The sequence below is a fragment of the Algoriphagus lacus genome, from assembly GCF_003583985.1.
GTDB lineage: Bacteria > Bacteroidota > Bacteroidia > Cytophagales > Cyclobacteriaceae > Algoriphagus > Algoriphagus lacus.
In genome coordinates this window covers 1-23,081 of record NZ_QXML01000008.1, presented here as the reverse complement: position 1 = coordinate 23,081, position 23,081 = coordinate 1, and the positions used below count along the sequence as shown (strand labels likewise).

At 44.7% G+C, this 23,081-nt stretch carries 17 protein-coding genes and 1 riboswitch; of the genes, 8 read left to right on the top strand and 9 right to left on the bottom strand.

Translation table 11 applies throughout. The annotated features are described in order from the left end of the window. Positions 1-21: 21 nt before the first annotated feature. From D0X99_RS15215 to D0X99_RS15195, 4 genes are all read right to left on the bottom strand, one after another. Entirely contained in the window at positions 22-2,061 is a 2,040-nt protein-coding gene (locus D0X99_RS15215) for a Kelch repeat-containing protein (RefSeq protein WP_119478710.1), read from the bottom strand. A 3-nt stretch (positions 2,062-2,064) separates the two neighbouring features. Then, complete coding sequence (locus D0X99_RS15210) at positions 2,065-3,339, bottom strand: outer membrane beta-barrel protein (protein WP_119478709.1); 1,275 nt, start codon at positions 3,337-3,339, stop codon at positions 2,065-2,067. A 269-nt stretch (positions 3,340-3,608) separates the two neighbouring features. Further along, positions 3,609-4,928 carry an RIP metalloprotease RseP gene (gene rseP, locus D0X99_RS15200; protein ID WP_119478707.1) on the bottom strand — a complete coding sequence of 440 codons (1,320 nt, stop codon included), beginning with the start codon at positions 4,926-4,928 and terminating at the stop codon, positions 3,609-3,611. Continuing rightward, entirely contained in the window at positions 4,928-6,094 is a 1,167-nt protein-coding gene (locus tag D0X99_RS15195; RefSeq protein ID WP_119478873.1) for a 1-deoxy-D-xylulose-5-phosphate reductoisomerase, read from the bottom strand. Before D0X99_RS15195 ends, rseP begins: the two co-directional genes overlap by 1 nt. Before the next feature lie 227 nt (positions 6,095-6,321). Here D0X99_RS15195 and D0X99_RS15190 point away from each other — a divergent pair, with 227 nt between their 5' ends. Next, positions 6,322-7,761, top strand: a complete 1,440-nt coding sequence (locus tag D0X99_RS15190; RefSeq protein WP_119478706.1) for a S1C family serine protease — start codon at positions 6,322-6,324, stop codon at positions 7,759-7,761. A gap of 87 nt (positions 7,762-7,848) precedes the next feature. Then, on the top strand, positions 7,849-8,265 hold the full coding sequence (locus tag D0X99_RS15185) for a nucleotidyltransferase substrate binding protein (protein ID WP_119478705.1): 417 nt from the start codon (positions 7,849-7,851) through the stop codon (positions 8,263-8,265). A 66-nt stretch (positions 8,266-8,331) separates the two neighbouring features. Here D0X99_RS15185 and D0X99_RS15180 read toward each other — a convergent pair whose 3' ends face one another. Together D0X99_RS15180 and D0X99_RS15175 are read right to left on the bottom strand one after the other, a co-directional pair. Next, positions 8,332-9,381, bottom strand: coding sequence for a YncE family protein (locus D0X99_RS15180; RefSeq protein WP_119478704.1), 1,050 nt, complete (start codon positions 9,379-9,381; stop codon positions 8,332-8,334). Then, positions 9,378-11,222, bottom strand: a complete 1,845-nt coding sequence (locus tag D0X99_RS15175; protein ID WP_119478703.1) for a TonB-dependent receptor plug domain-containing protein — start codon at positions 11,220-11,222, stop codon at positions 9,378-9,380. Before D0X99_RS15175 ends, D0X99_RS15180 begins: the two co-directional genes overlap by 4 nt. A gap of 145 nt (positions 11,223-11,367) precedes the next feature. After that, positions 11,368-11,596: riboswitch (cobalamin riboswitch) on the bottom strand. Between the two features lie 101 nt (positions 11,597-11,697). On the opposite strand from D0X99_RS15175, the gene D0X99_RS15170 reads away from it, so the two are divergent. The 3 genes from D0X99_RS15170 to D0X99_RS15160 are packed head-to-tail and all read left to right on the top strand — an operon-like array spanning position 11,698 to position 14,922. Then, entirely contained in the window at positions 11,698-12,864 is a 1,167-nt protein-coding gene (locus D0X99_RS15170; protein ID WP_119478872.1) for an ABC transporter substrate-binding protein, read from the top strand. Between the two features lie 53 nt (positions 12,865-12,917). Continuing rightward, positions 12,918-13,937 (top strand): iron ABC transporter permease, encoded by a 1,020-nt coding sequence (locus tag D0X99_RS15165; protein WP_119478702.1) that lies wholly within the window; start codon positions 12,918-12,920, stop codon positions 13,935-13,937. Between the two features lie 4 nt (positions 13,938-13,941). Next, positions 13,942-14,922 carry an ABC transporter ATP-binding protein gene (locus D0X99_RS15160; RefSeq protein ID WP_119478701.1) on the top strand — a complete coding sequence of 327 codons (981 nt, stop codon included), beginning with the start codon at positions 13,942-13,944 and terminating at the stop codon, positions 14,920-14,922. A gap of 52 nt (positions 14,923-14,974) precedes the next feature. On the opposite strand, the gene D0X99_RS15155 is transcribed toward D0X99_RS15160, so the two are convergent. Then, positions 14,975-16,018: a PorP/SprF family type IX secretion system membrane protein gene (locus D0X99_RS15155; RefSeq protein ID WP_119478700.1), complete on the bottom strand. Its 1,044-nt coding sequence runs from the start codon at positions 16,016-16,018 to the stop codon at positions 14,975-14,977. Between the two features lie 349 nt (positions 16,019-16,367). Between D0X99_RS15155 and D0X99_RS15150 the strand changes: the two genes are divergently transcribed. Together D0X99_RS15150 and D0X99_RS15145 are read left to right on the top strand one after the other, a co-directional pair. Beyond that, positions 16,368-19,370 (top strand): PVC-type heme-binding CxxCH protein, encoded by a 3,003-nt coding sequence (locus D0X99_RS15150; RefSeq protein ID WP_119478871.1) that lies wholly within the window; start codon positions 16,368-16,370, stop codon positions 19,368-19,370. A gap of 83 nt (positions 19,371-19,453) precedes the next feature. Continuing rightward, positions 19,454-19,867: a hypothetical protein gene (locus D0X99_RS15145; RefSeq protein ID WP_147392240.1), complete on the top strand. Its 414-nt coding sequence runs from the start codon at positions 19,454-19,456 to the stop codon at positions 19,865-19,867. A gap of 650 nt (positions 19,868-20,517) precedes the next feature. Here D0X99_RS15145 and D0X99_RS15135 read toward each other — a convergent pair. Together D0X99_RS15135 and D0X99_RS15130 are read right to left on the bottom strand one after the other, a co-directional pair. Next, positions 20,518-21,150 carry a hypothetical protein gene (locus tag D0X99_RS15135; RefSeq protein WP_119478697.1) on the bottom strand — a complete coding sequence of 211 codons (633 nt, stop codon included), beginning with the start codon at positions 21,148-21,150 and terminating at the stop codon, positions 20,518-20,520. A 61-nt stretch (positions 21,151-21,211) separates the two neighbouring features. Next, positions 21,212-21,616, bottom strand: a complete 405-nt coding sequence (locus D0X99_RS15130; RefSeq protein WP_119478696.1) for a helix-turn-helix domain-containing protein — start codon at positions 21,614-21,616, stop codon at positions 21,212-21,214. Positions 21,617-22,787: 1,171 nt separating this feature from the next. Between D0X99_RS15130 and D0X99_RS15120 the strand changes: the two genes are divergently transcribed. Continuing rightward, entirely contained in the window at positions 22,788-23,048 is a 261-nt protein-coding gene (locus D0X99_RS15120) for a hypothetical protein (RefSeq protein WP_119478694.1), read from the top strand. The last annotated feature ends 33 nt before the right edge of the window (positions 23,049-23,081 follow it).

The following is a 23,081-nucleotide window of genomic DNA, read 5'->3' as shown; positions in this document are numbered from 1 at the left end:
TTCTTCTTTTATTCAATTGGGTTACCTGAATTGAAAGTAATCAGGATCAATTTCGTATAAAATGGCATGAGAGGCATTATAATTTATCTGGTAAAAATATTTTCCAATTTGGAACCCAGTCTCAGGATTTAATCCAAAATAAAAGTTATTTATCCTTCTAAATTGCCATGTTTTCGAGTCCATTACAAAGGAATTGGCAAAAGCAGGAAAATAAATTTTTTCTCCAAGTACATAGATTTCATTAGTCGAAATTTGAACAGGTTCAAGATTCTCAAGAAATTTATCCCAAGTTTTGGTAACTGAATTAAATCGGACAATTTCAGCTCTATATTCAGAATTCCCTCTCAGAATTCTATAGCTGTAGAGTACACCATTTACCCGAAAATGTTTATTCGAAACGTAATTATGGTTGGTAGTAATCGAATCTAATTCTTCCCATTGCAAGGATTGGAGGTTGAGTCGGAATCTTCTTCGGCAGTTTTCGTTGAACCAAAAATTTTCCACGGATCCATATTCTGAATAGAGATATCCGTCTTCCACAAAAAAACCCATATTCTGTATAGAATAGTTAGGGAGATCAGGAAGTGACCGTAAAGTGCTGGTAGACAATGAATAACTAAATAACTTTTTACCATCCGATACAAATATTGCCCCCTCACCACCTGTAGCATAAATAGGCTTGTTTTGCGAAAAATAAGGGATTGACCCATGAATTTTCTTGGGTTCATTTGTAGAATTAGCAAATTCAAAAATGCCTTCATGGGAAACAAAATAACCTTTCCCTTCAAAACTAAGCCCAATGGAATTAGGTTGCCCTATGAAATTCGCGTAAGGCAAAAGCATCACCGGAACCTGAGGATATCTCAACTCTAGGATATAGGAATTGATGCTTTTTCCAGGGCCCATTTGGGTATTGAGGTATATTCGTCTGTCATGAACTCCCCCATAAGAATCTACAATTACCCTCATTTCAGAAGAACTTACTTCCTCAATTTGATAAAAATGGGAAGTCGATCCAGTTATTATCAATTTATTAAATTCGGCACCATAAGGATTGAAATTTTCACCTTTGATCCTAATATCTGCATAGCTTCCATAAAACTCACTAATTTGAGAAGCCTGGATCACAGTCGGCTTTAACTTGAATGTATTGGATAAGGCGTAGTCAATTCCTCTGATGGTTAGAGTAACTTTGGGTTGACCTTCCTCAAAAAGAGCTGTTGGCAAAAACTCAATCAGATTTTCTCCGGCATTTACCACCTCAAGCATTTGAACAGAACCACTTGGAGAGACATATTTCACTGATACTTGACTTCCCTTCAGGTAATTTCCTTTGATTTTTATTCTGTCAGAGTAGGAAATTTCCTCTGAACTAGTCAGTTCAAAGCTCGGTTTTCTAAAATTCAAAACCTTTTCTACCACCAAATCTTTGACTCCTACTTTGAGCCTGATTTCAAATAAATTTTCGTTTGCCCTAATAGGATCGAATGGAAAAACATCCGGGATTTTAGCTCTGAACCCTTTTTCTTGAATGCCGTAAACCTGTGCCTCTACCCCTTCAATAAAAACTTGGATTTTGGCCATGTTTCTTGGAAAATTTTCTCCTTCAAAAACCAACTCATCCCCGAAGTAGACAATTTCTGGCACTTCAATCTTTGTCAATTCAAAACCGCTTGAACCTTGGCTGGTAAATTTTTTACCTACCGAATAAACAACCCCTGAACTCGTCCGCACGAAAGCCATTACGATGTATGTCTTACCCACAGTCAACCCCTGGGTAGCCCTCATTTTAAATTCTCTCTCAGGCTTTCCTGATTGAACAAGAATCTCAGAGTTTATATCATCCACCCTGGGATTATTCCCACCGTAAACGAATCCATATTCAATTATTTCCTCCGAGCCATAATCATAGATATTGGCAGAAAACTCCGCACCTGAGGAATTCACCTCCTGGACCATCGCAACACTAAATCTGGGATTGGTGCGGGGAATTACCTCTTCCTCTGTACAACCTAAAAAAACAGCCCAAACAGTGGCAAAAATTAATAATCTCTGGATCATAGCTTAAAATTCAAAACCTAAACGAAGAGAAATTTTATTGCGGGAATATTCCGGAATGGAAGGATAATCATCCAAAACAAACTGATAATATGTGATTTGCCTATTTGCTTCAAGTTCTGCAAATGCATTCAAACCCTTATAAAGGGAAAAATTCGCCCCAACTTTCAGTCCAGGAATAAAATTCTTTCCTTTCAGGCGCGTGTAAGATTTTTCATAAACTGTGGTCTCATTCCTTACCAAAATTTTTTCGTCCAATTTCCCATTGGCGAGTTCTACTTTATAATTCAAGTACCCGAAACTGACACCTGTATAAACTTCCAAAAAATTATTTTTAATCAAATCATATGAAAAACTCAAAGGAACATAAATGGATGTTTCGTTTAAATCTTCAGAACCTGTCCTACGCACTTGTGGACCATCAAAACTCGACAAAACTTGTGTATTGAACAGTGTGTATTCCAATCTCACTTCTGTACTAAGTCTGGGAGTCCATCGGAATTCATGAAATCTAACACCTATAAATCCTGAATATCCAAAATTATTGTCCAATTGGTCTTTTCTCTCCTCAAATTGGGTTTCCTGAAATATGGAATATTGCGATAAGCCAAATCCCAAAGTGGGCGATATTCTGACAAAAGGGACTCCCTCTACGTGAATAGTATAGTTCGCACCAGTACAAGAAAAATAATTCGTCAAAATCCGAATCAAAGCCAATTCATTAAATGGCATTTTGTCTATTTCCGGATAAAGGGGTACTCCGCAATCATCTTCCATGTATTTTTTCAAGTACATGAAGAAAGGCCGGGATTTTTTTTGAATTTGGTTGCCATTCACCTCTTTTTTGGCATAAAAGGCCTCTAATTCCACGTTTTCAATTCCGTTGTCTATAAAAAATCTGCCCTTGTAGAAACTCAATTCGATCGGACCGGAAATAATGATCTGAACAAAAAAGTCTCCCTCTAACTTGGCTACCGGTCTAGAATGGAATATCTGTCCGTTATTAAGCCCAAAGCCTAGAATATCTTTTGGAAGATAGGTAGTTTGGCTCCCATTTGACTCAAATTGAATCTGGTCATAATTGGTCTGATTGTATCCCCGGAGGATTTTGCCCAAGACCTTCTTTCCATCCCTCGCCAAAATAAAATCAGAACTTTCTCCATCACTTGCCTGGACAGCTGCCCAGTCCAATTGGGAGGCTTTTTGGGAGAAAGTTTGGGAAAAGCAAAATCCAAAGGATCCTATCCAGAGGTACAATCCAAGCAAAAAACTTTTATTCATTTTCAGTTAAAATTTTCATCATCAAAAACTAGAATCCCAACTCTTCTGTGGCAGATTGGAATTCCAGTTTGATGATATTTTTCCAGCAAGTAAAAAATAGTTTATAAATAATCACCGGGTTTTGCTCAAATAAAAAATTATAGTTGAATATGTAATTGAAAATCTTGGTTTTAATTTTTTCAGCATGGATTTTTTTGACTTTAAACAATTAAAAAGCCCCGCCTCGTGAATAAATGGGGCGGAGCTTTTCTTCAAATATCCAGAGGAAATTACCCTCCCGTAAAAAGCTTCAGGATATCATTTCCGATGGCAAATACCATCAAAGCGAGCAGGATGACCATACCGACCTTTTGTGCATTTTCCAAAAACTTGTCTGAAGGAGCTCGGCCGGAGGCCATCTCATAAAGCAAAAACATCACGTGACCGCCGTCCAAAGCAGGAATAGGAAGCAAATTCATGAATGCAAGAATCATGGAAATCAATCCGGTAATACTCCAGAATTTAATCCAGTCCCACTGATTTCCGTAGATTTTGGCCATTCCGATCGGACCGCTTACATTTTTGGCAGACACCTCACCGGTAAACATTTTACCCAAGGCTTTAGCGTTGACGATGACTACTCCAAAGGCTCTTGCAGTGCCTTTTGACATGGCTTCGCTGATCCCATATTCTCTTCGGGTCGGTTCGATCAACGGGTTGGCCGCGATGCCGATGGTGCCTTCTGCTGAAACAGGGATAGAAAGGGTATCGGTTGAGGAAGCACCTTGTCTTACGATTTGAGCTTCCTGGTTTTTGACTTTTTCAAGCGCCTTCTGCAATTCATCAAAGTAGGTCACTGGCTGACCGTTGACAGCAATTATTTTATCTCCAGCTGCAATTCCTGCTGCCTTAGCCGCACCATCTTTGGAAACATCCCCTACTTCAAACGGAAACCGGATTCCAACAAATTTGGAGAATGATTCCTCGCTGTTGAAGGTGTTGATAAATCCTCTTGGGATTTCCACTTTGATCTGCTCACCATTGCGGTCTACGGTATAATAACCGTTTTCGCTAAGTAAAGCAGAACCACTGCTCAGGTCAGTAATACTTTGATACGGCTCACCATTAATATCCAATACTTTGTCACCGGTCTGAAAACCAATCGCCTCACCATATTCGTAGGCTACGATTCCATTTTCGATGACCTGATCTCTTGAAAAATAAGTTTCACCGTTTTTGTAGACCAAGGAGACGAAAATGATAATCCCTGTGATCACATTGACGATAATCCCACCTAACATCACAATCAAACGCTGCCAGGCTGGTTTTGCCCGAAATTCCCAAGGCTGGGGCTCGGAGGACAACTGGGCTGTATCCATGGATTCATCCACCATTCCGGAGATTTTCACAAATCCTCCCAAAGGAATTGCCCCAATTGAATATTCGGTTTCTCCCCACTGAAATCCTGCGATTTTAGGAGGAAAACCTATTGAGAATTTTTCCACTCTCATGCCAAACATCTTGGCTGTAAGCAAGTGACCCAACTCATGTAAACCCACCAGGATGGATAATCCCAGGAGCAGTTGGCCCACCATAATCAAAGTTTCCATTATACTTTAGACTTAATTAATTTTTCTGTAATAGCTCTTGCCTCAAGGTCTGTTCCTATGTAATCTTCCAAACTTGGATGAGAAATAAAGGTTGCTTTCTCCAAGGTCTCCTCGATCAAATCCGACATTTCGAGGAATCCCACTTCTCTGTTCAGAAAGGCTGCCACGGCGATTTCATTGGCAGCATTCAGGATACAGGGAGCATTTCCTCCTTTTGCTAAAGCGTCAAATGCCAGCTGAAGGTTCCGAAAAGTTTTCAAATCCGGCTGCTCAAAGGTCAATTGAGGATATTTGGTGAAGTCAAACCGCTCGAAATTGCTCTTGAATCGATGAGGGAAGCTGAGTGCAAACTGGATGGGGATACGCATATCGGGCAATCCGAGTTGTGCTTTGATTGAGCCGTCTTCAAATTGGACCAGGGAATGAATGATACTTTGCGGATGAACCACTACCTCAATTTGCTCAGTTTTTAGACCAAAAAGCCATTTCGCTTCGATCACTTCCAAGCCTTTGTTCATCAGGGATGCCGAATCAATTGTGATTTTGGCACCCATGTCCCAGTTTGGATGCTTAAGCGCTTGTTCTCGGGTGACTGTCTTCAAAAACGCTCTGTCTTTTCCTCGGAAAGGACCTCCTGAAGCAGTAAGAATGATTTTCTCGATCGGATTGTGAAATTCCCCCACCAAACATTGAAAAATCGCAGAATGCTCGGAATCCACCGGGTAGATATTCACCCCGTTTTCCTTGGCTAACGCAGTGATGATTTCCCCTGCTACTACGAGAGTTTCCTTGTTTGCCAAGGCGATTTGCTTTCCGGCTTTGATGGCATGGACAGTGGGAATCAATCCGGAATATCCAACGAGGGCAGTCAATACGACATCGATGGTTTCCATTTCCACCACCTGTGCTATGGCTTTTTGCCCTGCAAAAACCTTGATATCGTGAGGAATGAGTGCCTCTTTTACTTTTCCGTAATTGGACTCATTGCCGATCACCACTGCATTGGGTTTAAATTCCAAAGCTTGGGTAATCAGGAGATCGCAATTATTTTGCGCGGTAAGCACCTCCACGGTAAACTTGTCTGTGTGCTGACGGATGACATCCAAGGTTTGGGTTCCGATACTGCCGGTGCTTCCAAGGATGGCTACGCGCTTAGTTTCTGTCATGCAAAAAGGTTTAAAAACCAAATAAAAACCTTCCATTGAGAGGAAGGTTCTGAATCAGGCTGACAAAATTACCAATTGCCCAGACTTTTCCTTGCACATCTCGTCAGTTTTATCCGAATGGGATGATTTTTGAAAAATGATCCAATAATTCAGATTAATGTTCTTAAAACTTGTGAATCCAACCCGACTTTCAAAACCTAATTTCGTGCTTTCAGTAAATTAATCTCATGAACACACTGGTCAAATCAATCGGACTTCCCTCTCTGGCCGGATTAGCCGGAGCAGCACTTTGGACAACGATCGCATCAAACACAACTGATGAGGACAGGCGATTTAAGGATCCTTTTTCATCTGCGCCAACCCAGTTTGCTTCTGAAATCCCTTCTCAAGGATTCAGAACGAATCCGCCCATTTCCTTTGTCGAGGCTTCTCAAAAAAGCACAGGATCAGTTGTTTTCATAAAAAATTTTACCGGGACTGATCCCAGAAGGTACAGCATGTTTGATTACTTCTTCGGAACGGGACCAACGCCTCAGGTTAGTACCGGATCAGGGGTGATCATCTCCAAAGACGGCTATATCATTACTAACAATCACGTGATCGATCAGGCGGAGACTATCGAGGTAGTACATCAAAAACGGACCTATCAAGCAAAACTGGTAGGAACGGACAAAAACACCGATATCGCCGTACTCAAAATCGAAGCTGAAAATCTCCCGCAAATCACCCTAGGAAACAGCAGAAACCTCCAAATCGGGGAATGGGTACTGGCAGTGGGGAACCCTTTTAACCTGACCTCCACTGTAACTGCAGGAATCGTTTCTGCCAAAGAAAGGCAGATCAATATCCTGGGTGGGGATTTTCCTTTGGAAAGTTTTATCCAAACCGATGCGCCTATCAATCCGGGAAATTCCGGAGGAGCATTGGTCAACAGCAACGGTGAGTTGGTGGGAATCAATACCGCCATTCTTTCCAGAACCGGATCTTACACAGGGTATGGATTTGCAGTACCGGTGGACATCGCCATGAAAATAGCCAATGACCTGATCAAGTATGGGGAAGTACAAAAAGCCATTCCGGGAGTGGATGTGGTTGAAGTCACCCCCGAACTGGCAGAGGAAATGAAGCTGAAAACTCTGGATGGGGTGATCGTTACCCACGTATTGCCTGATGGGTCCGGGGAAAACGCCGGGCTTCAAAAGGACGATGTAATTACCAAAATCGCTGATTGGAAAATTACCGGCAAGGGAAGTTTTGAAGAAGCGCTATCCTATTATTATCCGGGAGACAAAGTAACGGTGGAATACATTCGGGGAGGAAGTCCAAAAACAGCCCAACTGACCTTACAAAACCTGGAAGGTGAAACTGGGGTCATTAAACGGGAATATTACAGTTCTGCACTCTTGGGAGCAAGATTGGAAGCTGTAAATACAATTGAAAAAGACCGGCTGAAAATTCCCTATGGAGTCAAAATCACTTCCCTGACTCGCGGCTACCTGAGAGACCTGGGATTCAGAGATGGATTTGTGATCACCCATATCAATCAGGTGCCTGCCAAAGACCCGAATGAAGCAGGAAAATATCTGGAAAAATTCAGCGGTAGACTGAGACTTGAGGGGGTGGCTCCTAATGGCCAGCCTTTTATGCAGAGCTACAATGTTCGATAACAAAAAGTGGTTGGAGTTCAAAATTCCAACCGGTTTTTTCGAATTCCCGGCCATTTTTCTCTAATTTGAAAGAAAGAAAATCCCAAAATGAAAACCTTACCGCAATCCTGTGAGGAGTGTCTAAAACAATTCAGCACCGCTTTGGAAGAGCTAAAGACTTTTGCAACCCGAGGCGAAAAGACTGGATATTCGGAATCTCAATCCCGGGAATTGATTATTCATTTCGAAGTGGCACATGAGCTTGCCCTGAAATTGATCGGTAAGTACTTCCAAAAAATGGGAAAGGGACCCTTTTCAGGATCAAGAGACACCACTGTTGAAGCCTTTCATGCCGAACTGATCGACGACGGCAAATCCTGGTTGGACATGATTATCGACCGTATTCAGTACAATCCTGTTTATGCGCTGGATACCCAACAAAAATTCCTGGAAAATATCCGGCACAACTACATCTCCCTGCTCGAGAAATTTGAAGATACCATGGAAAAAAAGTTGGATGAGTAAAATCCTAAAATGACAAAATCCAAACATTGGGAGGAGGATGTAACAATTCTCCTCCCATTTTTTTGACTAAAACGAAAACCCGGAAGGTCCTCTGCCTACCTCCATTTTTCGAAGTTCTGTGCCTTGTTCGGAGTATATCACAAATTCACCGTTACCCTGAAATCCTTTGGAGTTGGCTACATAGAGCTCTTGCCGCTCCGGATCGAAGCCGATTCCATAAAATCCTGATCCGGTTTTCCAGGTCGGAGTAACGGAATTGTCGTTGAAATTGACAATGGCCACCGCATCCCGATACTCCGGCCATCCGGAGCTGGTAAGAATGTAGATTCGGTTGCCTGACCCAATTGTCATGCGACTGGTAGCACTAGGCAAGCTAACTTCTTTCAAGCTTTTCAGGGCGAAATTGTCCATTCGGAAAGATTGAAAATAGACCTTTTCCGAATCAAAGGAATACAGCCAAAGGTCTCCTCCTTTTTCAAAAAACTGGACAGGCTGACCCTTCACATCCAGGCTTAGGATGACAGATTCGGTACGGGCATCGATTAATTCCACTTTCCCTTCTTCCGATCCAGCCACCAGGACGAAATTTCCACTCACATACAAGTCTTCCGGTTTGTTGGAAACTGCTATTTTCTTTTTTACTGTGCCTCCATCCAGTCCGGTTACCACAGCCACATAAGAATCCGGGGTATTGTAGCTGGCGTCGTAAGGACCATAATCAGAAATAAACAGCTTCCCTTCTACCGCTTCCAGAGACCTTGGTTGATCCAAGTCTCCGACTACTGCACCACGGGACTTGAAATCTCCAGCATTCACGATCTCGACTTTTCCAGTGTTGGCGACCAAATAAAGCCTTCCATCCGCTTCAACCACATCTTCCAAAAGTCCCGCAAATGGACGCGCGTTTTCAAGTTCAAACACATTTTGTTTCAAAGCACCCGAAACCGGATCAAAGTGAAAAATCTCCCCGTCATTGGCTCCAAAAGCGCCTTCATTTAGAATCAAAACTCCTGTTTCATAGGCTCCAAGCGGATTTTCTCTTCCTGAATCTTCACAGGAAAAAAGGACAAAAAGCAGGGCAAAAGCCCCGAGTTGGGATTTCAAAGTAAATTTCATAAGTCTAGGATTAAATTAAATTGATATGATCTGCCGGGCATTGCCCGGAGGTAAAGCACCTGATAGTCCTTATCGAAAAGGTTCAAGACCTGAAAACTGAGCGGCATCCGGACTTTTCCCCATGTTATTCCTGAAAAACCAACCGATGTATTCCAAAGCTGGAATCCATTCAGGACCCTCGAATTGCCAGTTCCAACAGCTCGCTCTCCCACATAAAAAGTCCCAAGATTGACCCAAAACCGACCTACTTCGGTTTTCAGAGTTCCATTGGCCTGATGACGAGGAGTATAAGGCAACTGCTGGGGCTGGGTAGCATCTGAGGTAAGGTCCAAGGCATCCGAAAAAGTATAGCTCAACCCCAATTCCCAATTCCAAGTCCCTGTTTTCCAGTTGCTTTTTCCTTGGTATTCCACTCCCTGGTTACGAACCTCACGGATATTTTCCGGACTCCAGATGCTCCCCTGAGGCAACCAGATGATCCAGTTGTTCACGTTCATTCGGTAATAGGTCAGGCTTTGGGTAAGGGAAATGTTGGCGTTTCGGGTAAAATGAAAGCCCAGTTCTCCATTCCAACTTTGCTCCGGAAGGAGATTGGGATTTCCTCCCGGATTCCAAAATCGATCGTTGAGCGTGGATACTTTAAATCCCCTTCCCAGAGAAGCTTTTAACTTCAACCCCTGATTTTCCTTTTCCCAAAACCCCCAATCCAATCCAATACTTGGTGTGAATGGAGCAAAAGCCCCCGAATAAATGAGCTGCCTGAGATTAAGTGAAATGGCCAGTTTTTCAGCCGGAACAAAACGGGTGGACTGGTAGAGTTCAAGCCGGTCCTCCCTTGCCTCGTAGGTACTGAGATCGCCTGCGGCTAACGTAAATCGGGCACCGGATCTGGAAGTCCATTTTTCTGAAAAAGCGTAGTCCCAATCTCCTCCCAACAAAAACAAGCTGGTGGCATTTGATGTCGAATTAAAAAGTTGATTATCCTGAAAGAAGCCAATTTTGAGATTCAAAACAGACTTTTGCCCAAATCGGAAATAATCCAAAACAGCTCTCAAACTTTGATCCTGCTGGATATCCTGCGTCCTCGAACCCATGACGGGCTGAACCTCCCGCTCGGCTTGATTCCACCAGATGGAAGTTTTTAACTGGGATTTTTCAGCAATATTCCAAGCCACGTCCTGTACAATCCCCCGTTGCTCAAATCGTGCATGCTCTAGCCTGATTTCCGGTGTCCCAGGCTGAGAAAGGTCCTGATAGGGAAAATCATTTTCGGTAAACTCCCGGTAGACTTTTGTTTGGAAGGTGAATTTTTCGAAAGAAAATTGGCCACTCAATCGGGAGTTGAAAAGTCCAAAACTTCCGATTTGTTGGGAAAAGTGCCCGGTAAACCCTTTTCCAAATTCAGGTTTGGTCTCCAGATGAAGACTTCCCCCGATGGCTTCATTTCCAAACAGTGCTCCTCCACTCCCAAAGTGAATCCCCAACCGATCAATCCCCGCGACGGGTAGAATCGACAGATCACTTTGTCCAAGGGAAGGGCTGTTGATGGGGAGACCATTCCAAAAAACGGCAGTGTGGCCGGCTGAAGTCCCACGAAAGGATGGCGAGGCCAACATTCCTGCCCCGTATTGACGGACAAAAACCGGGCTTTTCTCCTGCAACAAATCCCCCAAGGACCTTCCGGAATAGGTCAAAAGCTCGCGCTTCCCGAGTTGGACGATCTTTTGCCCTTCTGCAAACCGATCCAAGGCAGGCGCATACACTTCCACTTCCACCAGGGAAACGGTGTCCTGCTCCGGCATAGAGCCGAAGAAAGAAAATACCCAAAACAGTAAAATCATGCCTGATCGAATAGAAATGGTTCAATTCGATTCGGGCTTGAAGAGAAATGGGAAGAAATGAAAACTTTCGCATTCCGATCTGCCACGGAGGACAAGTCATCGGAATGGAAATCGACATGTCTTCTTCGCTTTTCCTCCGAAAGCACAGAATCAACTGATCAAGGCAGGTCTCCTGGCTCATCTGACTTTTACCGGCCTTCTCATCCCGATAGTAATCGGGACAATGGCATAGTGGAGTAAAAGCTTTTTCCGATCCCGAAAATTCGGGAAAGGACAGACTGACAGTTGCGGGGACAGCTCCGGTTTTTCACCGGATTCCCTTTTAATCCCAAGAGCCGATCAACGGATTGGGAACCTTCATCGCTGACAAAGAAAGGCGATTTTGCCCGGTCAAAAAAATCTCCTGACATCGAAAATTTTGGAAAGCAGGTATGGACTCCTTTACCTTGGTGAAAAATTTCACCTTTCATTTTCCATGTCAGGAAATTCCAAAAACTCAGTTTTTTACTTTAAATCAGCCGCTTACCTCCTCTTAGGATGGCTATTGATCCTCACTTTTTCCTGCAAAAAAGAGAACTCGGATTCCAGTGAAAAAACTTCTGTCCCGCTCAGGTATGCCAAAGGATTTGAGATTTTTCAAGGCGAAAATTTCTGGGAAATCCACGTAACCCAAGGGTACACCGGGGCTGAAAAAACGTATCGATACCTGGTTTTGGAAGAGAATTCAAAGGCAGAAAAAACCGGGTTTGATGCCGTAGTCCAGCTACCTGTTACAGATTTGATCCTGACTTCCACGACTCAAATTCCACATTTGGATCTTCTTGGTGAGACCGAAAAACTGGTGGGATTTCCGCAGCCCGATCTCATTTCCTCCGAAAAAACCAGAGCCTTGATCAATACCGGCAAGGTCAAAGACCTCGGAAACGGGCCTGCCGCCAACCCGGAAATGGTCATCGACCTCCAGCCGGATTGGATCATGATCTCCACCTTGGGAGAAGATTTAAGATACCTCGAGCTCTTCGCTCAGGCAGGAATTCCGGCCCTGATCAATGGGGAATACGTGGAGCAGGACCCTTTGGGAAGAGCCGAATGGATCAAATTCACCGGGATTTTACTTGGAAAATACAAGGAAGCCGAGGCCGTGTTTACACAAATTGAGGCTGACTATCTGGAGGCAAAAAAGCTGGGTGAAACCCTCTCGGAAGCCCAAAAACCCAGTGTCCTGAGTGGAGTGATGTATCAGGATATTTGGTATGCACCCGGCGCGGACAGCTGGGGAGCCCAAATCCTGGAAAACGCCGGAGGACGCTACATTTTCTCCGATCAAGCCGGAGAAGGAAGCCTGCAACTGAGCTATGAATTTGTACTGGACAAAGGGCTTGAAGCCGATTTTTGGATCGGTTCGGCAGACTTTCCAAGCCTGGAAAATATGATTCAAACCGAACCCCGTTACCGGTCATTCCAGGCGCTCAAGGACGGAAAAGTCTTTACCTACACTGCCAAAAAAGGCCCAACCGGTGGCCTGGAGTATTTCGAATTGGGGTACATGCGCCCGGATCTGATCCTCAAAGACCTGATCAAAATCCTCCACCCGGAACTTCTGCCCAATTATGAGTTATATTTCTATCAGAAGTTAAACTAAAAGAAAATCATAGCCGAGGTTCATATCACCACGAACCTCTCCGAATTTAACAAATGCCCCTCCGCCCTTACCTCTTCCCCATCACCTTCCTCCTACTCGGGCTGAGCGTTTTGCTCAATCTGAGCTTGGGATCGGTGTGGATTCCGTTTGGGGAGATCGTTTCGGGGATTTTTTCAGGAAACTGGGCCAGGGACTCCTGGGAGGAAATCATTCTCAATTATCGGTTTCCCAAAGCACTGGTAGCCATTTTTGCCGGTATTGGACTGAGTATTTCTGGCCTTCAGATGCAGACCTTTTTCCGAAATCCTCTGGCAGGACCTTATGTACTCGGGATCAGTTCGGGAGCCGGACTGGGTGTGGCGATTTTGATGTTGGCGGGTTCGGCTTTTGGGTTTGCCCTAAGCGGGATCAACTCCTGGGCTATTGCTTTGGCGGGGATTTCAGGAGCGGCCTTAGTGCTGATGGGTGTCAGTCTGGTGGCCTGGAGAGTGAAGGACAGCATGACACTGCTGATCGTGGGATTGATGTTTGGCAGTGCGGTTTCGGCGGTGATTTCGGTGCTTTCCTTCTTTTCCGGAGCGGAGGCTTTGAAACTGTTCACCGTTTGGTCAATGGGAAGCCTCGGGGCTTTGGGTTGGTCTCAGGTGGGGATTTTGGGAGTCTTGACCGGACTGGGATTGCTTCCTGTTTTTTTCTCGATCAAATCATATAATGCCCTCCTGCTGGGAGAAAATTATGCCCGAAGCATGGGCATACGGCCTGACCGCATGCGCTGGCTCATGATCGGAAGTACTGGGATTTTGGCAGGCGGAATCACCGCCTTCTGCGGGCCGATTGCTTTTGTGGGAATTGCAGTACCGCACTTGGCGCGCATCGTTTGGAAAACTGCCGACCATCGAATTCTTTTTCCTGCATCAGCCCTAATCGGTTCCATTTTGCTGTTGCTCTGTGATGCTGCAGGTCAACTCCCGGGAATTGCAAGCACGCTGCCCATCAATGCAGTCACTTCCCTAGTCGGAGCACCCATCGTAATCACCCTGATTTTGAAGCGTAATTTCAGCAAGGATTTCTAAGCCGATGGAAAAATTTCAGCGACATATCGCCCTGGAAGGAAAAGAATTAAGTCTGGGTTACCGAAAAGGAAAAACCTCGAAAGAGATCCTTTCCGGGTTAAACTTTCAGCTTTTTTCAGGTGAAATGACTTGTCTTCTCGGTCCAAATGGCGTCGGAAAATCGACCCTGATCAAGGCAATTCTCGGTCAAATCGCTCCCTTTTCAGGAAATCTTTCTCTGGAAGGTAAGGATATCAAGACCTTTTCTCTTGAGTCACTGGCAAAGCAAATCGCAGTAGTCTTGACTGACCCGATTTTTCCCGGAAATATGACGGTGGGACAGTTGGTAGCTCTGGGCAGAACTCCCCATACGGGTTGGTCCGGAAGGCTAAATGAGCAAGACCGGTTCTTGGTTGAAAAAGCACTTTCAGATACTAAAATCACCTACCTCCAAGACGAGCGACTCAGCGAAATCAGCGACGGTCAGCGCCAAAAAGCCATGATCGCTCGGGCACTCGCGCAGGACGGGCAAGTCCTCATCCTTGACGAACCCACCGCTCACCTGGATCTGGTCAACCGCTTTGAAATCATGTCCTTACTCAGGGATATCGCAGTAAATCGAGGAAAAGGAATCTTAGTCGTGACCCATGATCTGGATATTGCCATTGAGACTGCCGATCGGTTTTGGCTGCTCAACTGCGGTACCCCATTGATTTCCGGTAGACCGGAGGATCTCATCCTTTCCGGTCAGGTCAACCAATTGCTCCCTAGTGACAAATACAGGTTTAACCTCATTCGCGGACGAATTGAACTGGAAGGTGATGCTTCGGAATTCTGGATCGAAGGTCCGCAGGAGCTGGTTTTTTGGGTTAAAAAATCGCTCCGTAAAGCTGGGATTTCTGAAGTTCAGGGTCAAATCACCATCCAACACAACCCCCTTTTTCTTACCTACTCCGGACAGAAATTCGGGACACTCGAGGGACTCATCCAATACCTCAAAACCTAAAAACTCCCCAGAAGCTACTCTTTCTATTCAAAGAAGACAAAAAACAGTTTGATCACCAGATCAGCACCTCATCATGAGCAAACTTGTTTCTCACATTATCCCTGAACAAGTTGAGCGTAACCGTGAATTCGTGCGTGCTGCCGGGTAGCAAGTAACTTTGCCCCATCGGGAATTCATAGACATAACCGACTTTCATCCGCTTGGTCAGAAACCCAAACTGCAGGTTGCTCGCGTAGTCAAAGCGGATTCCCCCACCGAGCCACACCCTGTCCATCAGCAGGGCTTTCATGTTCAGCTCCATCACGTTGGGCAGATCCTTCCTGCTTCGGAAAAATGCATTCGTGATGATGGAAACGTTCGGCGTCAACGCTTCCCGGAAACCGGCCTGCACAAACTGCTCCGTCGGATAACCATCCATAAATTCATCCCCTTTGCTGACCTTCCCCCCGTTGAGTCGTTGGACGGCATAGGAGAAATAGTATTTCCGGTGCGTCAGGGCAATCCCCGCATTCAGGTCAATCAACTCCATGTCGGAAAAGGTCCCGTAGTACTGCCCCAAGGTGGGGTCGTTCTGTTCCTCCGTAGTCATCGCACTTCCGTCCAGACGGATGGACTGGTAGATCACCCCCACTCCCAATCTCAAATTGTGGTTTTCGGTCAGTCTCACCCGTGAGGCATAATTGAGCAACACTTCATTTTCGCGGAATGCACCGTAGGTATCATGCATCAGGTTTAGCGAAACGGCATTTTTCCCCATCAGCGCAGGATCAATCTCCCCTGACAGTTCGCCAAAGTCGATTTCGGTACTGAAGAAAAACGTCTGCGGTGCCCCTTCAAATCCAGACCATTGGTTTCGCACAAATCCACGAACCACAGAGCCTTCGTAGCCCGTCAAACCCGGGTTGAAATACCCCTGAAACTGGGAAAACTGCGAAACGTTTTTTCGGGATTGGGCCTGAAGTGAATTAGGCCACAAGAGTGGAAGAAAGATCAAAAGAATGAATACCGAAGTCTGGACAAGGATTCTTTTGCACCCGAAAATAATTTCTTCTTCGGGGTTTTGGCCACAAAATCCGGAACATAAACTTCTCTTCATCGATCGGACGGGTTAATGAAAAAAGCGCAAAACCAGACTGAATGCCCAGTATTGATACGAAGAACCCCACAAACTTTTTCATCTCAAACCCTGTCCAAAGGAACTGACAGGCGAAGTAAATGAAGTGGTTAACAATTTTTGGATTTTAACTGGAGCACCTCATTTTCAACAAGTCTCCGATTTTTTCAGGACAAAGGTCCAATCCCTCAATTCTTTCGAACAGGATAATCTGATGATTTTTTCAAATTCTGGTATCAGAGATTCTGGTTTCAAGCTTGGTTCACAAGTCCTTATCCCCTATTTTGCTTTGCTTTCAAAAAAGCTTTCCAACCCAAAAACCTGTAGACCTATGAAGAAGTATCTTTGTTTGGCTGGAATTTCCGGTCTTTTATTTTTTGCCTGCGATACCACCAAGCCCCAACTCACCCAAGAACAGTATGATGCCCTGACAGACGAGCAAAAGCGCTCGGTGGAATTTGCCCTGGACGGGATTGAGGTGCTGGACGACCGGCTGCAACTGACGCTTTTCGCATCCGAACCCATGATGACCAATCCCACCAATATGGACATCGATGACCGCGGACGGGTGTGGATTACAGAGGCCTACAACTACAGAAATCAACTTAATCCTAAAAATCCTGTCAAAGCCGAAGGAGACCGAATCCTGATTTTAGAGGACACCGATGGGGATGGCAAAGCCGACAAATCCACAGTCTTCTACCAAGGAACAGACATCAATGCGGCCTTGGGCATAGCTGTGTTTGGCAACAAAGTTTTCGTCTCCGTAAGCCCGAACGTCTTTGTCTTCACGGATGAAAACGGGGACGATGTTCCGGATAAAAAAGAGGTGCTTTTCACCGGAGTCGGCGGTGTGCAGCACGATCACGGCATGCATGCCTTCACCTTTGGGCCTGACGGAAAGCTTTATTTCAACTATGGAAACGAAGGCAAAGGACTTCACTATGCAGACGGAAGTCCGATTTTGGATCCATTGGATCGCCCGGTCACTTCCGAAACAGCTCCCTATCAGGAAGGCATGGTTTTCCGCTGCGATCCCGACGGCAGCAATCCGGAAGTCCTTGCCTGGAACTTCCGAAACAACTACGAACTCGCCGTGGACAGCTATGGCCGCATGTGGCAGAGTGACAACGACGACGACGGCAACCGCTCCACGCGAATCAACTTCGTGATGGACTATGGCAACTACGGCTTCAAAGACGAAATGACTAAAGCCGACTGGAGAACCCGACGTGTGAATATGGAAGATTCAGTTTGGAGACAACATTGGCACCTAAATGATCCCGGAGTAGTACCCAACCTAATCCAAAACTATGCAGGTTCGCCCACCGGAATCCTCGTTTATGAAGGAAAACTTCTTCCTACCGAATACCAAAATCAGGTCATCCATGCCGATGCCGGACCCAATGTGATCCGAATGTATCCCGTGCAGCCTTCCGGAGCAGGATTTACGGGTGAAGTCAAACCCATCCTGGACGGCAACAAACGCGACAACTGGTTTCGCCCATCCGATGTGACCGTAGCACCTGACGGTTCGATCTTCATCTCCGACTGGTACGATCCAGGAGTGGGTGGACATGCGGTTGGTGATTTGGAAAAAGGCCGGGTGTATCGCCTCGCTCCGAAAAAGTCAAAATACAAGGTGGAAGCGCCGGATTATTCTTCTGTTGAATCCCTGATCGAACTGGTTCAAAATCCCAATCGGGCGATTCACTTCAAGGCCTTTATGGCACTGAAGGAAAAGGGAGCTGAAGCCAAAGAAGCATTGGAAAAGCTTTATGAGTCAGAAGACTCCCGAATGAAAGCCCGTGCATTTTGGCTCTTAACCAAGCTTCCGAATGGTAATGATTACATCCAAAAAGCCGCAGCAGATGCCGATGAAAATATCCGTGTGGCAGCAGTCCGTGCCTCACGCATCAACGGGATGAAGGACTCAGCCTTCCTGCTCCAACTTGCTGCCGATCCCTCTGATCAGGTGCGTCGGGAAGTAGCGGTGGCCATTCGATATGAGGATGCTCCGGACGTGTGGCTGAAATTGGCCGAAGGCTATCGCAGCGGAGACCGATGGTACCTGGAGGCTTTGGGCATCGCGGCGGAATTCCGTTGGGACAGCTATTTGCCTGCCTATCTGGCAAAAGTCGGTCAAGGTTGGAGCAATTCTGCTGAGGCCAAAGACCTGATTTGGAGATCGAGATCGGCAGGCACTCCGGCACTTTTGGAGGAACTTATCCTGGCAGAAAACAGTCCGGCAGATCATCGCTACTACCGGGCTTTGGATTTCCAATCGGCTGATCTGAAAAACCTAACCCTGAAAAATCTGCTTGCCAAAGGGCAAAACGAGGATCAGGTCATCATCCTGAGACAGGCGGCTTTTGACTCCAAAAAACCAGACGCACAACTCCTCAGCTTGGCAAAAGCCAAAGCGGGAGAGATTGCAGATGACCGGGATTTCCTTGAGATCGTCCGCAAATACCAGTTGAAAGACCAGAAGGAGCGCCTACTTGGACTAGTCTATCAGGAGGAAAACAGGGGCTTGGCCAATCAGTCTGCCGGACTTTTCGCTTCCCTCTACGGCATGGGCGAGATCGAGCAGGCCATGAAGAATTCGGATGAAACCAAGGCCATAGCAGCCATCCGCAAGTTTGGCGCAGTGGATACCCCTGACATGGCAAACCTGCTCAGCAAATTCTGGAAAAACGACAAAGCCTCCACCGCTGTCCGAACCGCTGCAATGGAAGAAGCCAAAGGCTATCAGTCTGAGGCGGTGCTTTGGGAACTGGCCAAAGCAGATCAGATTCCTGCAGACCTGCTGCCGATCGCACAGAAGATCCTGATGAGCAGCTGGAATGGAAATATCCGCGTCCTTGCGGTGGAAAAATACGGAAACAGTATCGCTGAGGGATACGACTTAATCCGAATGCAATCAGCCAAGGGCAATCCGGAAAACGGCAAAACCCTCGCTACCTCCTACTGCCTCACCTGCCACAAAGTAGGCAACGAAGGGATCGACTTCGGCCCTGCACTGACCCAAATCGGAGGAAAACTCAGTCGGGAAGGACTGATCAATGCGATCATCAATCCATCTGAAGGCATGGGCTTCGGCTACGAAACCCAACTCGTCAAATTCAAAGATGGTAAGGAAATCCGCTGCATCGTCAACTCCAAGACCGAGAACGACCTGATCGTGAAGCTGGTAGGCAGCAGCGAGCAAACTATCTACAAGCTCGCCGACATCGCCTCCATCACCCAACTATCAGAATCCCTGATGCCAGCTTTCCCACTAAGCGAACAGGAACTGGTGGATTTGGTGAGTTATTTGGAGGGGTTGAGGTGAGAAACAATTTAAAAATACCCTCAACTATTGCGCAAGGCATCCAAATAGGCATGCCTTGCTCAATAATTGTGTAAACACAAACATTGGCAGCATCTAACATGATTAGGAAAAAGAGACCTAATTTGACATACAACTCAACAAAGACATTTTGGAAATGGTCAACAAGAAAAACAATAGGATATGGACTTCTTTTTGTGATTGTAATTCTATTCCTCTACCGTGCCACATCAAAGACAATTGAGAATATTAGACTTGCTCAATATGGGTCGTGGGCAAAAGCAATTGTCATTGACAAGCAAAAAGTTGGAGGAAAAGGAACAATAGATTTTAAAGTAAAATACAATGTTAACGGTCGACAATTTGAGAACACAACAACAAACGAACCTTGGGACATATCAGACACCGTTGACATTTTATACCTAAAAAGCGATCCTAATGTCATGAGGAGTTACAGATTTATTAAAGAAAATTACTCCACCGACATTGAGTTAAAGTGAAGTCAACCCGTATGGGTGTATGACGATGGCCTAGACGTAGTTTAAAACTACGCCTTTATATCAAAACGAATTTGTAATCCCCCAACAAATGACTTTTATTTCATTGTAGTAAATTATGAAAAACCTAATTTTTAATCCAATTGGACTTTTTTGCACATGGACAATGGCTTGTGTGTTTTTCTGGTTTATTATTCAAATTATAAGTGATGATTTTCATCCTAGCTCCCAAACACAGTTTGTATTGAGAACTTATCTCTTCATTTCATTAGTGTGTGGGATATTCCTGATTAGTCTGTTGAATATGTTTTTGTTTAAAGAATGGGTCAGGAGGTTTTGGTTTTTCAATGGATTTTTGACTTTAGTGACTGGAGGCACTATACTATTTTTCATTATAAAGATCTCCACAATATAATCCCCCTATATGGTCGTAAAATCAGCAATTGACTGAGCGGTGTTTACAACTTCCCCCTGGGCTTAGTCCCCTCTTTTTTCGATCAGGCACCACATTAACGATGGCATAGGCGAAGTTTGCAATTACGACTTCATATCAAAACGAATTTGGATTTCGCTGAATGAATTGAAAATGAGATGCTTTAGGCTAAAAAACGATGGGAATTGAGCAAATTGTTTTGTGAAAATAAAACCTCTTGTCAATGTTTTATATTTAAAACCTTTTTGTGCCCACAATGAGGACAAGTTTTTTCAATTAACTCTGATGTCCCTTTCTTAAATTCCTTCTGTAAGGTGAAGGAAATTGGGTAATATTTCTGACAATTTCCACATTTGGTGATTCCAGATCGAGAATGTTCAATTTTTAAATTAGGAATATCTTTCGAAGCATTTTTAATAGCATTTGTTGAACGATGTATGGAGTTTCTTAGTTGCTTCAATTCATTGTTTTCAACTTTCCCTGAATGGACTAGTATATTTAATAGTTTATTTGTTGACTCTAGTTGTTCCTGATGAGCAATTACTAAATTATCCAAATCTGACTTATATTTTTCCTTAATGATTTCCAGATCCATCAAAAGTTTTCTCTTTTCCTTTTGAAAGCTTTTACCCATAGTGATTATATGATAGCCCGCAACTATAGCTCCAGCTGCAAATAATAACCCTAATGCTCCTATCATCCAAGCAAGAGGATTTCCAACCAAAGAAAGTTGTTCATTGCTTTTCTCCAAAAGCTTGATGTAGGACTCGTGGTATAGAGGATCCACCCGATCAATATATAAGGTATCAACCCTTGAAACACTTTGTTGCAAAGAATCAGAATTTTGTATCATTGGCGAAAATAATTTTCAGGAATGTGTTCTTTAACCCGAAAGATTTCAAAAAGATTGACGTTTATTTTTCAAGAATCCTCTTCAACAATTCCACCTTCTCTTTCTCTGATTCCAATAGTCGCTCGTAAAGTTTTTTATTTTCTTCAAGTGTCTCAACCCATTTTTCTATGGGATTCACATTAAAAGTGGTATGATAATTTACACCGCTGAATTGACCATTGAATGAAGAATTAAAAAAATTGATGGCTGTTTCATCATTAAAATTCTTAATCGCCTCTGCCGGAACTTTCAAAATCTCGGCGACCTGACGCAAGAGCTCCTCCTCCACTTCTTCCTTTTGCTCCAGCAGGCTGATCTTCTTCTGGGACCAGTCTTCTCCGAGTTCCTGAGCCAGGGCTTCCTGCTTGATGCCCATCATCTCTCTGAATCGCTTGATATTCCGGCCGTGGTGGATTTTTTCGTTCATAGTCTGAAGTATTAGAAAGGGAAATTAGGAAAATCTCCCCATAGTCTTTGGACTAATTTATTCCTTAGTACTGATTCCAGCAAGGGAATCGGGGTTTTGATTGAATTATCCGGACAAAAAGTGTCGGGTACCGTCATTGCGGGTAGTAATAATTTAGAGATGGCAGGATTTTGCCATTGTTAAGGCACCAGATTCCGAAACAACTTTTGAGTTCGCCATTCTAGCACAAACTATCGATAGGAAGGGCGCGGTGGCCCGACGTGGCAGCGGGCCGGCGTTCAGCCTCGTGCGGTAGGAGCTTTGCCACGTCAAGGGTTTTTGGTTACTTTTTGCCCCACAAAAAGTAACAAATGGAAAAAATTGCTGACAAGATTAAAAAAGGAAAAGGCAGCCTTACCCATTGCGCCGAATGTTTTGTCATTGATAGGGACAACCTACAATGAAATAATGGGCTAATCAGCTCACTGCCCAAAAGCAATATATTCTAGGAAGTCCCAACCGATTACTTCATGCTTACTAAAAGATTGCTTCGGGATCATAAGACTGTAAAATAAGTCGATTATCAAAATATTATCCCTCGCAATAGCGGAGAGCCTAAAGATTGCTTCGGGATCGCAAGACTGAAAAACAACCTGATAATCAAAATATGATCCCTAGCAATGACGCTACTTTTCGTCATTGCCCCGTGGATCGATAGCCTTTCTCCTTAGCTCTGAGATCAGCAAGGGAATCGGCGGGACGGGTCATTTTTTCTGGACAAAATGTGCGGATTCTGTCATTACATCCTCATCCACGATTGAGTTTACCCTCCTAGCACAGAATATTAATCGGATAGGCGCCCAGGGAAAGACAAACTGTAAAGAAACAGCCCACTGGGCTGTTTTAGGTTTGGGCCAGCCTGCAGGGTGGGCAGCGAGCCCCCCGCGCCTTTCTGATTGATGATTTGTACTCAGCTGGCGAAACAATACTTAATATCACCCTTTGAAGAATGGGTGTAGGTGACACCAACCTGTCATGGCTATTTTGTATTTGCCGGAATTTTTAAGACTCGCAATGACGCGAGACACAACCCGAATATTTTATTCCTCCTCTTTTCTAATTCATCCCCGCATGGAATGGGACAGAAGTCCCGATTCATCCAATTTTCCGGCGAACAAAATCAGGAAAAATCATGAGTTTCGTATACCTCTCCAATTTCAACCAATCAGCCATCTCCTTTGGAGGCAACTTGACTGTCAGCTATGGCACTGATTCAAGCGGGTGCACCGAACTCCTACTCCAGGCTATCCAAATGAACAGAAGACTTGTCGCCGCAATTTCTTCAGAGTGGGAATCAGAAAACCAATGCCTGGATCATGTCTCCCGGCTAATCGAGGAATGCATGAAATTGGAACTCACGGTCGCTGAAAATCTTAAAACCAGACAGCCATGAACCCATTGACCTCCATTCCAGGAAAAGAACTCC

Coding starts and splice junctions, on each gene's coding strand:
- D0X99_RS15215 (WP_119478710.1), bottom strand. CDS start 2,061: ATGATCCAGAGATTATTAATTTTTGCCACTGTTTGGGCTGTTTTTTTA.
- D0X99_RS15195 (WP_119478873.1), bottom strand. CDS start 6,094: ATGACAGAAACTAAGCGCGTAGCCATCCTTGGAAGCACCGGCAGTATC.
- D0X99_RS15160 (WP_119478701.1), top strand. CDS start 13,942: ATGGAAAAATTTCAGCGACATATCGCCCTGGAAGGAAAAGAATTAAGT.
- D0X99_RS15170 (WP_119478872.1), top strand. CDS start 11,698: ATGTCAGGAAATTCCAAAAACTCAGTTTTTTACTTTAAATCAGCCGCT.
- D0X99_RS15150 (WP_119478871.1), top strand. CDS start 16,368: ATGAAGAAGTATCTTTGTTTGGCTGGAATTTCCGGTCTTTTATTTTTT.
- D0X99_RS15135 (WP_119478697.1), bottom strand. CDS start 21,150: ATGATACAAAATTCTGATTCTTTGCAACAAAGTGTTTCAAGGGTTGAT.
- D0X99_RS15130 (WP_119478696.1), bottom strand. CDS start 21,616: ATGAACGAAAAAATCCACCACGGCCGGAATATCAAGCGATTCAGAGAG.
- D0X99_RS15190 (WP_119478706.1), top strand. CDS start 6,322: ATGAACACACTGGTCAAATCAATCGGACTTCCCTCTCTGGCCGGATTA.
- D0X99_RS15175 (WP_119478703.1), bottom strand. CDS start 11,222: ATGATTTTACTGTTTTGGGTATTTTCTTTCTTCGGCTCTATGCCGGAG.
- rseP (WP_119478707.1), bottom strand. CDS start 4,928: ATGGAAACTTTGATTATGGTGGGCCAACTGCTCCTGGGATTATCCATC.
- D0X99_RS15120 (WP_119478694.1), top strand. CDS start 22,788: ATGAGTTTCGTATACCTCTCCAATTTCAACCAATCAGCCATCTCCTTT.
- D0X99_RS15185 (WP_119478705.1), top strand. CDS start 7,849: ATGAAAACCTTACCGCAATCCTGTGAGGAGTGTCTAAAACAATTCAGC.
- D0X99_RS15155 (WP_119478700.1), bottom strand. CDS start 16,018: ATGAAGAGAAGTTTATGTTCCGGATTTTGTGGCCAAAACCCCGAAGAA.
- D0X99_RS15165 (WP_119478702.1), top strand. CDS start 12,918: ATGCCCCTCCGCCCTTACCTCTTCCCCATCACCTTCCTCCTACTCGGG.
- D0X99_RS15180 (WP_119478704.1), bottom strand. CDS start 9,381: ATGAAATTTACTTTGAAATCCCAACTCGGGGCTTTTGCCCTGCTTTTT.
- D0X99_RS15210 (WP_119478709.1), bottom strand. CDS start 3,339: ATGAATAAAAGTTTTTTGCTTGGATTGTACCTCTGGATAGGATCCTTT.